General features: G+C 69.2%; 15 protein-coding genes. 3 read left to right on the plus strand and 12 right to left on the minus strand.

Annotated features, from left to right (window positions below):
- Window positions 1–18 precede the first annotated feature (18 nt).
- The 3 genes from PUT80_RS08475 to PUT80_RS08485 all read right to left on the minus strand — a co-directional run bounded on the left by PUT80_RS08475 (window position 19) and on the right by PUT80_RS08485 (window position 3,206).
- Window positions 19–909: a carbohydrate ABC transporter permease gene (locus tag PUT80_RS08475; RefSeq protein ID WP_037365799.1), complete on the minus strand. Its 891-nt coding sequence runs from the start codon at window positions 907–909 to the stop codon at window positions 19–21.
- Window positions 906–1,754 (minus strand): sugar ABC transporter permease, encoded by an 849-nt coding sequence (locus tag PUT80_RS08480; RefSeq protein ID WP_235079427.1) that lies wholly within the window; start codon window positions 1,752–1,754, stop codon window positions 906–908. The genes PUT80_RS08475 and PUT80_RS08480 overlap by 4 nt, the downstream gene beginning before the upstream one ends.
- Before the next feature lie 243 nt (window positions 1,755–1,997).
- Window positions 1,998–3,206: an Ig-like domain-containing protein gene (locus PUT80_RS08485; protein WP_051166278.1), complete on the minus strand. Its 1,209-nt coding sequence runs from the start codon at window positions 3,204–3,206 to the stop codon at window positions 1,998–2,000.
- 544 nt (window positions 3,207–3,750) lie between these two features.
- On the opposite strand from PUT80_RS08485, the gene PUT80_RS08490 reads away from it, so the two are divergent.
- The gene (locus PUT80_RS08490; protein WP_051166279.1) at window positions 3,751–4,851 is read left to right on the plus strand and encodes a prolipoprotein diacylglyceryl transferase family protein; all 1,101 of its coding nucleotides are present in this window, start codon (window positions 3,751–3,753) and stop codon (window positions 4,849–4,851) included.
- A 13-nt stretch (window positions 4,852–4,864) separates the two neighbouring features.
- Here PUT80_RS08490 and ctaD read toward each other — a convergent pair whose 3' ends face one another.
- Window positions 4,865–6,628 (minus strand): cytochrome c oxidase subunit I, encoded by a 1,764-nt coding sequence (gene ctaD, locus PUT80_RS08495; RefSeq protein ID WP_101437985.1) that lies wholly within the window; start codon window positions 6,626–6,628, stop codon window positions 4,865–4,867.
- A 249-nt stretch (window positions 6,629–6,877) separates the two neighbouring features.
- Complete coding sequence (locus tag PUT80_RS08500) at window positions 6,878–7,741, minus strand: class I SAM-dependent methyltransferase (protein ID WP_037359710.1); 864 nt, start codon at window positions 7,739–7,741, stop codon at window positions 6,878–6,880.
- Window positions 7,742–8,051: 310 nt separating this feature from the next.
- Here PUT80_RS08500 and PUT80_RS08505 point away from each other — a divergent pair, with 310 nt between their 5' ends.
- Window positions 8,052–8,255 (plus strand): heavy-metal-associated domain-containing protein, encoded by a 204-nt coding sequence (locus PUT80_RS08505; RefSeq protein WP_037359712.1) that lies wholly within the window; start codon window positions 8,052–8,054, stop codon window positions 8,253–8,255.
- A 194-nt stretch (window positions 8,256–8,449) separates the two neighbouring features.
- Here the strand turns inward: PUT80_RS08505 and PUT80_RS08510 are convergent, their stop codons facing one another.
- The 5 genes from PUT80_RS08510 to PUT80_RS08530 form a co-directional block, all read right to left on the minus strand.
- A complete protein-coding gene (locus PUT80_RS08510; RefSeq protein WP_101437986.1) occupies window positions 8,450–9,139 on the minus strand; it encodes a hypothetical protein in 690 nt (229 codons plus the stop codon).
- Between the two features lie 14 nt (window positions 9,140–9,153).
- Entirely contained in the window at window positions 9,154–9,933 is a 780-nt protein-coding gene (locus PUT80_RS08515) for a cytochrome c biogenesis protein CcdA (RefSeq protein WP_037359713.1), read from the minus strand.
- A complete protein-coding gene (locus PUT80_RS08520; RefSeq protein ID WP_101437987.1) occupies window positions 9,930–10,544 on the minus strand; it encodes a TlpA disulfide reductase family protein in 615 nt (204 codons plus the stop codon). The genes PUT80_RS08515 and PUT80_RS08520 overlap by 4 nt, the downstream gene beginning before the upstream one ends.
- A 48-nt stretch (window positions 10,545–10,592) precedes the next feature.
- Window positions 10,593–10,916, minus strand: coding sequence for a DUF1707 domain-containing protein (locus PUT80_RS08525; RefSeq protein WP_037359719.1), 324 nt, complete (start codon window positions 10,914–10,916; stop codon window positions 10,593–10,595).
- Window positions 10,917–11,022: 106 nt separating this feature from the next.
- A complete protein-coding gene (locus PUT80_RS08530; RefSeq protein ID WP_167442019.1) occupies window positions 11,023–11,199 on the minus strand; it encodes a hypothetical protein in 177 nt (58 codons plus the stop codon).
- Window positions 11,200–11,319: 120 nt separating this feature from the next.
- Between PUT80_RS08530 and PUT80_RS08535 the strand changes: the two genes are divergently transcribed.
- Entirely contained in the window at window positions 11,320–11,760 is a 441-nt protein-coding gene (locus PUT80_RS08535; protein ID WP_158242501.1) for a DUF2752 domain-containing protein, read from the plus strand.
- Here PUT80_RS08535 and PUT80_RS08540 read toward each other — a convergent pair.
- Together PUT80_RS08540 and PUT80_RS08545 are read right to left on the minus strand one after the other, a co-directional pair.
- On the minus strand, window positions 11,753–12,712 hold the full coding sequence (locus PUT80_RS08540; RefSeq protein ID WP_037359724.1) for a M56 family metallopeptidase: 960 nt from the start codon (window positions 12,710–12,712) through the stop codon (window positions 11,753–11,755). The genes PUT80_RS08535 and PUT80_RS08540 overlap by 8 nt on opposite strands.
- The gene (locus tag PUT80_RS08545) at window positions 12,709–13,080 is read right to left on the minus strand and encodes a BlaI/MecI/CopY family transcriptional regulator (protein WP_081655048.1); all 372 of its coding nucleotides are present in this window, start codon (window positions 13,078–13,080) and stop codon (window positions 12,709–12,711) included. The genes PUT80_RS08540 and PUT80_RS08545 overlap by 4 nt, the downstream gene beginning before the upstream one ends.
- Window positions 13,081–13,185: the final 105 nt, after the last annotated feature.

Raw genomic sequence — 13,185 nt, forward strand, 5'->3', positions numbered from 1 at the left:
GGACGGTGGGTGCGGTGGTCATTTCACGGCTCCGGCCAGGAAGCCGCGGACGAGCCAGCGTTGCCCGAAGATCACCAGGAGCAGGGTGGGCACGAGGGTGATGGTGACCCCGGCGAGCACGAGGGCCTGCTGGGTGCCGTTGCCGTTGGCCTTCAGCGCGAACACCGCGGTCTGCAAGGTGTTCATCGAGTTGTTCGACGACGAGATGATCAGCGGCCAGAAGTACATGTTCCAGCCCTGCAGGAACGACCACACGGCGAGCGCGGTCAGCGACGGGCGGACCGAGGGCAGCACGATCGTGAACAGGAACCGCAGGTGCCCGCAGCCGTCGATGCGCGCGGCGTCCGACAGTTCGGCGGGGAACTGCCGAAACGACTGGCGCATCAGGAAGACGCCGAACCCGTTGGCCAGGAAAGGCAGCACCAGGCTCCACTGGCTGTTCTCGATGCCCATGCTGCGGATGAACAGCGCATTGGGCACGACGATCGCTTCGTAGGGCACCATGATGGTGACCATGAACAGCCAGAAGATCGGCTGCCGCAACGGCATCCGGACGAACACCAGCGCGTAGGCGGCCAGGCACGAGGTCACCAGGTGCGCCGCCATGATCACCACTCCGACGAACAACGAGTTGAAGAAGGCGGGCAGCAGCGGAACGACGGTCTCCCGCCAGGCCGCGACGTAGTTGTCGAACCCGTAGCTGCCGCTGAACAGCCCTGGCGGCCGACGCACGAGCTGGCCTTCCGGCAGGAACCCGCCCACCACGGTGAGCAGCACCGGGAACAGCAGCACGACCATGGCCACGAGCAGCCACGCGTAGGTCAGTGCGCTGACCGGGCGCCCGGGCCGGTTGAGCGAACGGCGCCGCCGGGGCGACGTCTTCGCGGGGCGTTCGAGTGCCTGGCTCACCGGTAATGCACCCGCCTTTCCACGACGCCGAACTGGATCGCGGCGAGCACGATGCCGACCACCAGCAGGACGAGGCCCTGCGCGCTGGCGAGGCCGTAGTTGTTGTTCCCGTTCTCGAAGGCGTTGTGGTAGATCGAGAAGACCAGGGTGCTGGTGCTGCCGTTGGGGCCGCCGTCGGTCATGACCTGCACCTGGCCGAGCGCCTGCAGCGAAGTGAGCGTGGTGGTGACCACCACGAAGAACACGCTGGGCGAGATCATCGGCAGGACCACGCTGAAGAAGCTGCGCAGCCCGGTGGCGCCGTCCAGCCGGGCGGCCTCGAGGACGTCTTCGTCGACGCCGGCCAGCCCCGCGCCGAGGACGAGCAGGTTGAATCCGCTCGCGACCCAGACTGTCGCCCACGCGACGGTGAGCAGCGCCCACGGCGATTCGGTGGTCCAGCCCGGCGCGTCCATCCCGAGCAGTTCGAGCAGCCAGTTCACCGGCGACATCGACGGGTCCAGCATGAGCAGCCACACCACGCTCGCCGCCGACGCGGAGTAGGCGAACGGGAGGGTGAACAGCGTCCGGAACACGCGCATGCCGGGCAGCCGCTGGGCCAGCGGCACCGCGAGCGCCATCGGGAGCACGACCCCGGCCGCGACGACGAAGAGCGTGAAGAACAGGGTGTGGAGCAGGACGGTGCCGAATTCCGGGGTGAACAGCTGCGCGAAGTTCTGCCCGCCCACCGACCGCGAAGGGTTTCCGTTGATGTCGGTGCCTCGCGTGGAAAGGAAGAGCGCCTGCACCAAAGGGAAAAAGACAAAAGTGCCCAAACCGGCCAAAGCTGGAATGCAGAACACCATGCCCAGCAGTATTTCCCGCGGCCGATGACGCTTCCGGTTTCGCGGCCGCGGTGCGGAATCGCCGGCGTTTCCGGACCGGGCGGTCGTGCTGGGCACGGTCCGGAAGCCTGGCCTGGCTCGCTGAACGTCGTCGGTCTCGGCCATGCCGGGAATCTTGCCACTGCCGGGCCGGAGAATGACATTGTTGTAATCGGATCGAGCAGGTGCGCGCGTCAGAGCCTCTTGCGGAGAGCCCGCGTTCGTTCAGTGCAGGGCGCTGCCGGCTTGCCATTGCGGCCAGGACGCGGCCCAGTCGCCGTAGGTGTCCCAAATAGGCAGTGCCGAGCCGCCGGAGTTGGTGATCTCGACGACGTCGCCGAGTCCGAAGCGGTCGTAGAACCACTGGGCGTCGGCCGGGGCGAGGTTCACGCAGCCGTGCGACACGTTGCTGTTTCCTTGCTGTCCGACTGACCACGGTGCGGAGTGGACGAACTCGCCGTCGTTGGAGATCCGCTCGTCGAGGGCGACTTGCTCCCGGTAGTAGCCGGGCTGTCCTTTGCAGACGCCGTAGGTGCAGGAATCCATGATGATGCTGGGCTGCTTGTCAGAGACGACGTGCGTGCCCTCGTGCGTCGGGAAGCCCGGCGAGCCGAGGCTCATCGGCATCGTGTTGACCAGCTGTCCGTTGTGGAAGATCTGCAGCTTCTCCGTCTTGCCGTCGGCCTTGGCGATCCAGGAGTCGTGGATCTTCAGCGTCTCGGCGCGATCGGTCTGCCCGTACACCCCGTTGCCGAGGTTCACGCCGTACACCTTGGCGGTCACGGTGACGGTGCTGCCCGGCTGCCAGTAGTTCTGCGGCCGGTAGTGGACTTCCCGCTTGGACAGCCAGTACCAGCCGCCCGGTTGGGGCGGGTTCGCGTTGACTTGCAACGCTTTCTCGGCGGCGGCCCGGTCAGCGACGTCCTGGTCGAACTTCACCACCAAGGGCTGGCCGACGCCGACGTCCGAGACGTTCGGGGCCGGGATGAACGACGGGAACGCCTGGACCCTGGGCTGAAGGGTGCGCACCGAGCCGGTCTGCTCCAGCGGTGTGCCGCCGGGGGTCGTCGCATCGGCCTTCACCTGGTAGGAAGCGCCGTAGGCGAGCGGTTCGGACGCGGTCCAGGTTCGCTTGTCCGGGGTCGTGCGGCCGGACACCTGCTTGCCGGTCGCGGTATTGGTCACCGTGACGCTCGTCAGCGCCGCGTCGGCCGCGCGCACGACGACCGGAGTGGCCGGGCTCACCGGATCTGTGCTGGCCGGCTCGATGGCGATCGACGCCGCTTTGGCCGGCGCGGCCGACGTGCTCGCGGGTGCGGATTGCCGGTCCGGCGCGGAGGTGCAGGCCGCCGCGCCGAGAGCCACCACGGCCAGGAGTGCCGCAATGCGGTGCCGCCGGGCCGTGTACCGCTGCTGTGCAGTGACTCGTGCCACGACTGCTCCCTCGTTCCGAAACCAACCCGGTTTTCGCTACGAAGAAAGATAGTAGTACGGCCTCGGGTGCGCGGTGCCATGGGCTGATGTACTAATTGCAATAGTAGGCAGGTCGAGTCCGGGCGTGCCCGAACGGCAGGGGCCGGGTGTTCCGAGCCGCGGCACGGGAGGTCGGATCTGTCGCGCCGCCTCCGATCGCGCCAATCGCCGACCCGGCGGCTGCCGACGAGTCGCGGTCGCGGGGGCGTCCGATTTTCTGGCGCCTGCTGGCCGACGGTGTGTCGCAGGCTCCGCCAAGCCGCGACTTAACACTAAGTAAAGTAGTACTATCACACATAGTTGATAGCGCGGCAGGGAGCGTGACGTGGGAAAGAAGGCACACAGGAGCGCGGTCGGCGCGGAAACCGGAAGTGCTTCTGCGACGCGGAAGCCGGCCGGAGCCGCGGCCGGCGGCCCGGCCTCGGCAGGGAAGCAGCAGGCGCACGGCGGTGTCCCTCCTGCCCTCGCCGGTCGGCCAAGGCCGCCGTCGAACGTCCGCGCGCCGGTGCCCGCGAGTGCCGCGGCCGAGGAGGAGCTGCAGGTCGAGCAAAACCGAAGGGAATCCCTGGGGTGTCTTGACCGCGTCACGGCCGATACCGGACCACAAGTCGTAGCGGCGACGTACTGGTTCGACGCCGCGCCGGCCGGGGAGCCTTACTCGGTCGACATCCGCTTCACCGGGGTGCGCGACGACGTGCGCGGCAAGCGCACCGCACAGGACCGGTTCGACGTCGTCGAGCGCGTGGCCGGCGTCTTGCCCGGCAGCGGCCGGATCGGGGTCACGTCGCGGGTCGAGGGGCTGAACCCGGGCGCGTGGCGGGTCACCGCCGGGCCGGCGGCGCGGGGCGGCTCGTCCGGCGTGCGGCTGCCGCGGCGGACCAGTGCGGCGAACAGCCGGTTCGGGGTGCTGGCGCAGGGACCGAAGGTCAGCCTGCTCTCCTGGCCGGTGCTCGTCGGGCTCGGCGCCGTGCTGGCGCTTGTCCTGCAGTCGGTGCTGTCCGCGCGCTGGGGGATGAACTTCGGTGTCGTGCTGGCGGTTTCCGCGATCGGCTGCCTGCTCGGTTTCGTCGGCGGCAAGGTCTGGTACCTCGTGCTGCACCGCAAACATCCGCGGGAGCTGCTCGCCTCGGGCGCGTGCATTCAAGGCTTCCTGCTCGTCGCGCTCGGCGTGGTGGTGGGCGGATCGCTGCTGGCGGGGTATCCCGTCGGGACGGTGCTGGACGCCACGGCTCCGGGGATCTTCCTGGGCATGGCGGTGGGCAGGCCCGGGTGTTTCCTCACCGGGTGCTGTGCGGGCAGGCCGACGACGTCGCGGTGGGGCCTGGTCTCGTCCGACCGCCGCCTGATCGTTCGCCGGTTCCCCGTCCAGCTGGTCGAAGCGGCCGCCGCGCTGGTGATCGGCGTGGTGTCGCTGGTGCTCGTTCTCGCTGCGCAGCCGTCGGTGCACGGCGCGATCTTCGCGGGCGCGCTCGCTGCCTACACCTTCGCCCGGCAGCTGCTGTTCCCGTTGCGCAGCGACCCGCACACCGCCACGGGCCGAGCGGTGACGATGGCAGTGTGCGGGCTGGTCTTGATCGGTGCGGTGGCGGCGCAGGTGCTCGCTTAGCGCGCCGCCCCGTTCAACGCTGCTGGCTGGTGTTGTCCTGGTCGTCCCCGGAGGCGACGAGCTTCTGCGACGGGGCCGCGACGTGCTTGGCCTTGCCGAAGAAGCCGATCTCGCCTTCCGCGTGGAGGCGTTCGACCATGTGCGGGTAGTGCAGCTCGAACGCGGGGCGCTCGGAGCGGATGCGGGGCAGTTCGGTGAAGTTGTGCCGCGGCGGCGGGCAGGACGTGGCCCACTCGAGCGAGTTGCCGTAGCCCCACGGGTCGTCGACCGTGACGATCTCGCCGTACCGGTAGCTCTTGAACACGTTCCAGATGAACGGCAGCGTGGACGCGCCGAGGATGTACGCGCCGATCGTGGAGATCGTGTTCAGCGTGGTGAACCCGTCGCTGGCCAGGTAGTCCGCGTAGCGCCGCGGCATGCCTTCCGCGCCCAGCCAGTGCTGGACCAGGAACGTGGTGTGGAAGCCGATGAACGTGGTCCAGAAGTGCCACTTCCCGAGCTTCTCGTCCATCATCCGGCCGGTGATCTTCGGGAACCAGAAGTAGATCCCGGCGAAGGTCGCGAACACGATCGTGCCGTAGAGGACGTAGTGGAAGTGCGCCACCACGAAGTAGCTGTCCGACACCTGGAAATCCAGTGCCGGGGCGGCCAGCAGAACTCCCGAAAGGCCGCCGAAAAGGAAGGTCACCATGAAGCCCATGCAAAAGATCATCGGCGTCTCGAACGTCAGCTGGCCTTTCCACATCGTGCCGATCCAGTTGAAGAACTTCACGCCGGTCGGGACCGCGATGAGGAACGTCATGAAGGAAAAGAAGGGGAGGAGCACGGCTCCGGTGGCGTACATGTGGTGCGCCCACACCGCCACCGACAGGGCGGCGATGGACAGCGTCGCGAAGACGAGCCCCTTGTAGCCGAAGACCGGCTTGCGGCTGAACACGGGAATGATCTCGGAGACGATCCCGAAGAACGGCAGCGCGAGGATATAGACCTCCGGGTGGCCGAAGAACCAGAACAGGTGCTGCCACAGGATCACCCCGCCGTTGGCCGCGTCGAACACGTGGGCGCCGAGCTGACGATCGGCGAGCAGGCCGAACAGGGCCGCGGTGAGGATGGGGAACGCGATCAGGATCAGGATGCTCGTGATCAGGATGTTCCAGGTGAAGATCGGCATCCGGTACATCGTCATGCCCGGCGCGCGCAGGCAGACCACCGTGGTGACCATGTTGACGCCGCCGAGAATCGTGCCAAGGCCGGAGATCAGGAGCCCGGTGATCCACAGGTCGGCGCCGGCTCCCGGCGAGTGGATGGCGTCCGACAGCGGGGTGTAGGCGAACCAGCCGAAGTCGGCCGCGCCTCCGGGGGTGACGAATCCCGACACGACCAGCAGGCTGCCGAACAGGTAGAGCCAGTACGACAGCGCGTTGAGCCGCGGGAACGCCACGTCCGGCGAACCGATCTGCAGCGGCAGGATGAAGTTCGCGAACCCGAACACGCTGGGCGTCGCGTACAGCAGCAGCATGATCGTGCCGTGCATGGTGAACATCTGGTTGTACTGCTCCTGCGACAGGAACTGCTGCCCGGGCTGGGCCAGCTCCGTGCGCATCAGCATCGCCAGCGCGCCGCCGATCATGAAGAAGCCGAACGAGGTGACCAGGTACATCACCCCGATCTGCTTGTGATCCGTCGTCCGGAACAACCGCAGGAGGAGCGACCCGCTGGCCGGCGGAGGGGAGGCCGGCGACGGCCGGATCGCGGCCGGGCTGGGGGTGACGACCATGGACGACTCCGTTCGGCTTGTCCGCGCCGCGCAAGGAACCTCGGCACTGTCTACTATCGCAGATAGTACATTCGCGGCCGATCGGTGCACTCGGAGGTTGTCTCGCACGGCGCGACAAGGTCGGCGACGGGGCGCCGTCGCTGTACTCCGCAAAACGGTGTCGTGAACTTTCGTGCGGCGGACCGCGGTCAGGAGTGCCGGGAAGCAGGTGGACCGCGGCGGCACGGGGTTTGCGCGGGAAGTGTGCTGTCAGTTCGGGTCGGGCGCTCGCCGTGCGGCGACGAGATAGCCGGTGCCGAGCCAGCCGCGGCGGCTCCGGCTCGCGGTGGTCTCCGGATGGCTGCGCCACCGCCGGGTCCATCGCCGGGCGACCTTGTCGAACGGCGGCACCAAGGCGGTGAGGTCGTAGAACACGACGTCCTCGGGGCGCAGTCGCGCGGTGCGCAAGGCCACGCTGAGCCGGCGGGAGGTCAAGGCGCGGATTCCGGATCTGCGCACGCCGTGGCGCCGCTCGGGCCGGATGCCCAGCAGTCGCTCGACTCGGCCCAGCAGGCGTAGTGCCGGCCAGTAGAGGAACCATTCGAAGGCGCGATAAGGGCTCAGCGGGTTGAGCATCGTCACCACGACCAGCCCGCCGGGCCGGGCCACCCGGGCGATCTCGTCCAGCGCGCGGCGCACGTCGACGTACTCGAGGACCCCGGTCGCGAGGACAACGTCGAAGCTCCCGTCCGGGAACGGCAGATCTTCGATGCGTGCCACCGAGAGGCGCAGATCGCGGCGTTGCCCGGTCTGCCGGCCGACGGCATCGATCATGGCCGGGGACCGGTCGCAGGCGGTGATCCGGAAGTCGCCCGGCCGCGCGTCGAGCAGGTGACGGACCAGCATGCCCGGCCCGCAGCCGACATCCAGGAGATCGCCGCCGCGGCATTGTCCGAGCACCTCGTCGACGACATGGAGACGCGAGCGGAAGTACCGGGCAGGCGGGCCCCACCCATCGTGCGAGGCGGCATATCCGGACACCAAGGCGGTATCGGCATAGTGTGCCCCGACGCGATCGTCGCGTGCGTCGTGCCTGGGTTGCCTGGCCTGGCCGCTGGTGCCGCCGAGTGCCATCCTTGCCTCCGTGGTCCGGTTGTCTGGTCGCGAGTGGCCACTACGACGGTTAAGACTATTTGGGATAGTAGATCGTTACAGCGATATCGCTGAATGCCGGGAATGCGCGGATATTCCTTGGTGTCCGCCGGTCGCGGCCGGGCGTCAGCGGAGGCTGGGCGGCAGCGTCGGCTCGATCGTCGACGGTGTCGTGCGTTTCGATTTTGGCTGTCGCGCGGAGATCCTGACGTGTGTACCCTACGGGGGTAATGTAATGCGGTGCGGCGGAACGGTCCGCCGCACCGCATCGGCCAAAGGGAAGGATCCAAGGATGGCGACCACTGTCTTCACGGTGAAGGGCATGACGTGCTCGGGTTGCTCGGCAAAGGTGACGTCTGCGGTTCAGGGCGTCGAGGGCGTGTCGGAGGTCGCCACCGACGTCTCCAGCGGAGAGCTGACCGTGGTGAGCGACGGGCCTGTCGACGCTGCCGTGGTGCGGTCCGCGGTGGCTGAGGCGGGATACGAAGTGGCCTGAGCCGTGGCAACAGGTTCAGGCGGCCGGGTGCGCGTGCGGCAGGGGAGACCCGTGACGGCGTCAGGTTCGAGCCGGATGCGGCAGGCGCTCGCCTCGGACGCTGTCCGCGCTGTGCTGGTCTGCCTGCTGGGCTGTGCGGTGCGCGCACTCAGGAGCAACGTCGAGGGCTCGGCCGCGCGATGCGGTCGCGCGGCTCACTCGCCCGACGGGAAGTCGTAGCGCGACGGCACGTTTTCGCCGGGGCGCGGGCTGCCGTAGAGCACGGCGACCTCGTCGTGGGCGGTGAAGGTGACGGCGGCGGGGTTTCCGTTCTGCTGCTTGCCGTTGACGAACACGCGCACCGTTTTGCCGTTGCCGGCGCGGAGGCCGCCGATGTTGTCCGCGGACAGGCTGAGGTCCCATTCGCTGAACAGTTCGCCGAGGCTGAACCGGCGGGCGACCGGTGATTCGATGTGCACGACGCCGCTGGGGTCGTGCGTGTGCAGCGGGCTGATGCTGGCCCGGTTCTGGTCGATGCCCAGCATCGCCGGCACTTGTGCCGGCCGGCCGTCGACGAGAACGTCGAGATGGGCGTGGATGTGCTCGACGGCGCCTTCTTCGGTGAGCATCGGCAGGCCCGCCGCGCGCGCCGCGGCGGTCGCGTCGGCGGGGGCCGGCCACGGCGGCGAGGTGGCGCGGCCCGCCGCGGTGGTGGCCGGCGGATGGTTCAAGCTGGCAGCCGCCGTGTCGCCCTGGCCGGTTTTGGCCGTGTTCGTCACCGTGACGATGACGACGACCAGCAGTGCGACGACGAGCAGGATGCCGCCGATCAACAAGGGTGTGCTGCGCCCTTGGCCTTTTCGCGCTTGCGTCACGGAATTGCGGGCGGACTTCTTGGCGGTCACGGGTGCTCCTGTGGTCAGAGGGGAACGGAGAATCCGGCGATCGGGCCGCGCAGCCAGGCGATGATCTCGCCCCAGAGGCCGGTGACCAGTGCGATGCCGACGAGGAGGAGAAGCGCGCCGCCGGCCTGCTGGACGCGGCGGATGTGGCGGCGCACCCACGCGGTCGCGTGGACTGCCCAGCGGGCGCCGAGCGCGAGCAGGACGAACGGCAGGCCGAGCCCGACGCAGTAGGCGGTGATCAGCAGCAGGCCGCGGCCGGTGGTCGGCCCGGCTTCGGTTCCGCTGGCGAGCGCGATGACGCCGGCCAGCGTCGGGCCGAGGCACGGCGTCCAGCCCAGGCCGTACACCGCGCCCAGCAGCGGGGCGCCCCAGATTCCGTCGCGCGGCTTGTGCCGGAGCTTCATCCCGCGCTGCAGCGGCGGGAACAGCCCGAGGAAGACCAGGCCCATGGCGATGGTGACGACGCCGCCGAGCCGTTGCAGCATCTCCTCGTTGGCCAGCAACGCATCCGACACTCCGAGCACCGCCATGGTGGTCGCGGCGAACACGACGGTGAACCCCAGGACGAACAGCAGTGCCGCGCCGGCGACCCGCCACCGCCCGGTGGCGGGCGGCAAGTTCCCGTCCGGCCCGGCCGGCGATGGTTCGGTGCCGACGAGGCCGGCGAGATAGCCGAGATACCCGGGCACCAGCGGCAAGCAGCACGGCGACGCGAAGGACACCGCACCGGCGGCCAGGGCGAGGAGCGAGGCCAGGAACAGCGGGCCGGAGACGGCCAGGTCGGTGAGGTTCACGCGCCCGGACCTCCGGACGCGGGTTCGGCGGCCAGCCGCTGGACGACGGGCCGGAGATCGGTGTCCAGCAGAGAAGTGAGGAAGACCGCGGCGACGCGGTGGCGGCGATCGAGCACGATGGTGGACGGCACGACGTTGCGCGGGTATCCCTTCAGCGCCAGCAGCGACCGGCCCGGCGGGTCGTAGATCGACGGGTAGGCGACGTGCCGGTCGCGGACGAAGTCCTGTGGCGCGGTGCGCGGCTCGTCGCGTACGTCGATGCCGAGGAACTGGACGCCGGATGCTTCGGTCTCGTTGTAGACCTGTTGCAGGTGCGGCATTTCCGCACGGCACGGCCCGCACCAGGAGCCCCAGATGTTCAGGACGACCACGTTGCCCGGATATCCGGAGACGCGGAGCTGTTTTCCCGGATCGGCCAGATCGTCCCCGGCCAGTTCCGGGCTGGTGCCGCGGGTCTGCGGCGGGTCGTAGAAGATCGAGGTCCGGCCGCCGGGGGAGACGAACTCGAACGTGCCGCCCCGCGCCACCGCGTCCTTGCCGGCGCTGCACGCGGTGAGCAGCGCCAGTCCGGCGACGGCAAGCGCATGCTTGCGACTGCGCGTTGCGCGCATCGACCCACCTCCTACGTATCTACTCCGTAGGTTAGTAGGTGAGGCGGGTCACGGATGCATCGGGCCCATGTTGCCCATCATCGACCCCATGAGGACGACTGCGAGCACGCCTAACGCGATGAGAACGACAATGGCGACGAGTGCGACGATCAGGACGGTGTTCGGCTTGCGCGCGGTCGAACGAGGCGGCGACGGGCGGGGCAGGTCGCTGGTCAGTGCGGCCAGTTCGCCGGCTGTCTTCGCCTCGTGCGCGCGGGCGGCGCGTTCGGAGAACTCGTCCATGGAGAGGCGGCCCGCGGCGACCTGATGGCTCAGGCGTTCCACGGTCTCCTCTCGGTCTGCGTCAGACGCGCGGATTTTCGGGTCCGCCATTTGTCACGTCCTATCCGGTGATTGCGGCGCAGATGCGGCCGTATGCAGGAAAAGTAGGTCGCGGTGACGGAGCACACGGCAAACAATGCTGCGAGCCAGACCGGCATCAGCGGCCGGTGTGGGCGCGTTCGGCTTTGAGCTGGTCGATTTCCGCTCGCAGCTGCTCGACCTGGTGCGTGCCGTCGTCGCGGTCCTTGTGCTGGCCGCGCGACATCATCCACATCATGAAGCCCATCCCGACCGGGCAAGCCAGTGCTGCGATGCCCAGGAACAGTGACTGCATGAGAACCTCCAGGGCTCGGATCTACGTACTTCGATAGTAGACGATGGTGCGGCCGGGTGCACACCCGTCGATTACGGTGGAATGACAACGGTTTCACGCCTGTCGTGCCATAGTCGGCGGATGGCTACCCGAGTCGAGTGGAGCGTCCGCGACTCGCATCGCCCATGGACGCTCTGCGCTGTCGTGGCGAGTGCCGCGGCGGTCGGCTTGCGCGTAGCGGGGCTTCCGCCAGTCGACGTCCACGGCCCGTTGCACTACCTCGGCGTCATGGACCCGTTGTGCGGCGGGACGCGGGCGGCGTTTCTTCTGCTGTCCGGCGATGCTGCCGGGGCCGCGCGGTACAACCCGATTGTGTTCCCGCTCGCGGCGATCGCGGCCGGTCTGCTGGTTCGCGCGGGAATCGGGGTCGCCTGCCGGCGGTGGCTGGAGATCCGGCTGCCGGCCGGCTGGCGACGAGCGCTGCTGGCCGCGCTCGCGGTGGCGGTCGCGCTTCTGTGGATTCGCCAGCAGGCCGAGGCTGATTTGCTCACGCGCGCTTGGGCGGGCGCAGGGGTCAGCTGAACGACAAGTCGCACACGCCGAGGCCGCTGGCCGCCAGCAGTCCGGTCAGGACGGGACCCGCGGCGGCGGCGAGCGTGACGAGCGTGAGCACGAGGCGGGACTGCCACTGCGCGCGCGGTGCCGCGGGGAGGGTGAGGCGTTCGGCCCGGGCCAGTACGTTCGCGCCGGTGGCGCCCAAGACTCCGGTGGGGAGCGGAGGCTGGCCGGTGAGGGCCAGCAGGCCGTCCAGGAGCGCGTCCGGCCCGTGCCTGCGCACGGCCGCGTCGTCGGCGCACATCTCCAGCGTCCGGGCGACTTCGGCGGCGCCGATCGTGAACAGAGCGGCCCACGGCAGGATCGCCGCCAGGCCGCGGGTGAACGCGAGGATCTGGTGGTGCCGTCCGTCCAGGTGGGCGTGCTCGTGGGCCAGGACGGCGGCGAGGTTCTGCCGGTCGAGGACGTCGAGCGCCGAGCTGGTGACGACGATGGTGCCCGGGCGGCCGGCGACGCAGTAGGCGGCCCGCTCGGTGGCGTCCAGGACGACCGCGTCCACGCCCTCGACCCGGTGGCCGACGATGCGAGCGGCGGAGGCGTGCTCGTGCGTGCGGGCGCGCGCCGTGTGCAGGGCGCGTCCGAGACGGCAGGCCAGCGCGACGAGAGCGGCCGCGGCCGCCGTGGCCAGTGCGATGAGCCCGGCCTGCAGGAATATGCCGTAGCGGCCGGTGGCCACTGCCTGTACGGCGGCGAAACACGTGCTGGCCAGCTGGGCGGGGCGTCCCCAGTCGCCGACGGCCTCGACGGCGAGCGACGCGGCGGCGGCCGCCCACGAGCCCACCACGCTGACCATGACCACCAGCCATGCCAGCACGCTGACCCGGGGAGCGGTTCCGCGGCGGGTCAGCCTGCGCAGGGGGCGGGGCACGAGCACCGCGACGGTGAAGCTGTAGAGCAGGAGGCAGGCGGCGACGCTCATCGGGTGCCTCGCGTCCGCTTCAGCCGCCGCAGCACCTGGCCCAGTTCGGTCGACTCCTGGTCGGTGAGCTGTTCGACCAGGTGTGTGAGCACGGCACCGGGGTCGCCTCCCGCGTCGAGTGCGTCCCGCATCAACCGGGCGCTGTACTCGTCCCGGCTCAAGGTGGCCCAGTAGACGAACGCCTTTCCCCGCCGTTCGCGGGACAGCCAGCCTTTGCCGTGCAGATTGTCCATTGTGGACATAACGGTGGTGTAGGCGATTTCCCGCTCGTGCAGCAGATCCTCGAAGACGGCGCGGACCGTCATCGTTCCGCCGCGGCGCCAGACGCGGTCCATGATCACCGCTTCCAGATCCCCGAATCCGCGCACCCGGCCTCCTCCGCCTTCGTCTCCGGCAATGCCAGGTACTCAGGCTGCGAGGTCTGGTCCCGCCCAGGCACATGACCTGGGCGGCTGCACCCGCAGCGCGCTTGA

Origin of the sequence: Amycolatopsis sp. La24, assembly GCF_029087445.1 — a bacterium.
Taxonomy (GTDB): Bacteria; Actinomycetota; Actinomycetes; order Mycobacteriales; family Pseudonocardiaceae; genus Amycolatopsis; species Amycolatopsis nivea.

What these genes read in the sequence shown, in the direction of transcription:
- PUT80_RS08480 (WP_235079427.1), bottom strand. Translation starts at nt 1,754, where the DNA reads ATGGTGTTCTGCATTCCAGCTTTGGCCGGTTTGGGCACTTTTGTCTTT.
- ctaD (WP_101437985.1), bottom strand. Translation starts at nt 6,628, where the DNA reads ATGGTCGTCACCCCCAGCCCGGCCGCGATCCGGCCGTCGCCGGCCTCC.
- PUT80_RS08500 (WP_037359710.1), bottom strand. Translation starts at nt 7,741, where the DNA reads ATGGCACTCGGCGGCACCAGCGGCCAGGCCAGGCAACCCAGGCACGAC.
- PUT80_RS08505 (WP_037359712.1), top strand. Translation starts at nt 8,052, where the DNA reads ATGGCGACCACTGTCTTCACGGTGAAGGGCATGACGTGCTCGGGTTGC.
- PUT80_RS08520 (WP_101437987.1), bottom strand. Translation starts at nt 10,544, where the DNA reads ATGCGCGCAACGCGCAGTCGCAAGCATGCGCTTGCCGTCGCCGGACTG.
- PUT80_RS08525 (WP_037359719.1), bottom strand. Translation starts at nt 10,916, where the DNA reads ATGGCGGACCCGAAAATCCGCGCGTCTGACGCAGACCGAGAGGAGACC.
- PUT80_RS08530 (WP_167442019.1), bottom strand. Translation starts at nt 11,199, where the DNA reads ATGCAGTCACTGTTCCTGGGCATCGCAGCACTGGCTTGCCCGGTCGGG.
- PUT80_RS08535 (WP_158242501.1), top strand. Translation starts at nt 11,320, where the DNA reads ATGGCTACCCGAGTCGAGTGGAGCGTCCGCGACTCGCATCGCCCATGG.
- PUT80_RS08540 (WP_037359724.1), bottom strand. Translation starts at nt 12,712, where the DNA reads ATGAGCGTCGCCGCCTGCCTCCTGCTCTACAGCTTCACCGTCGCGGTG.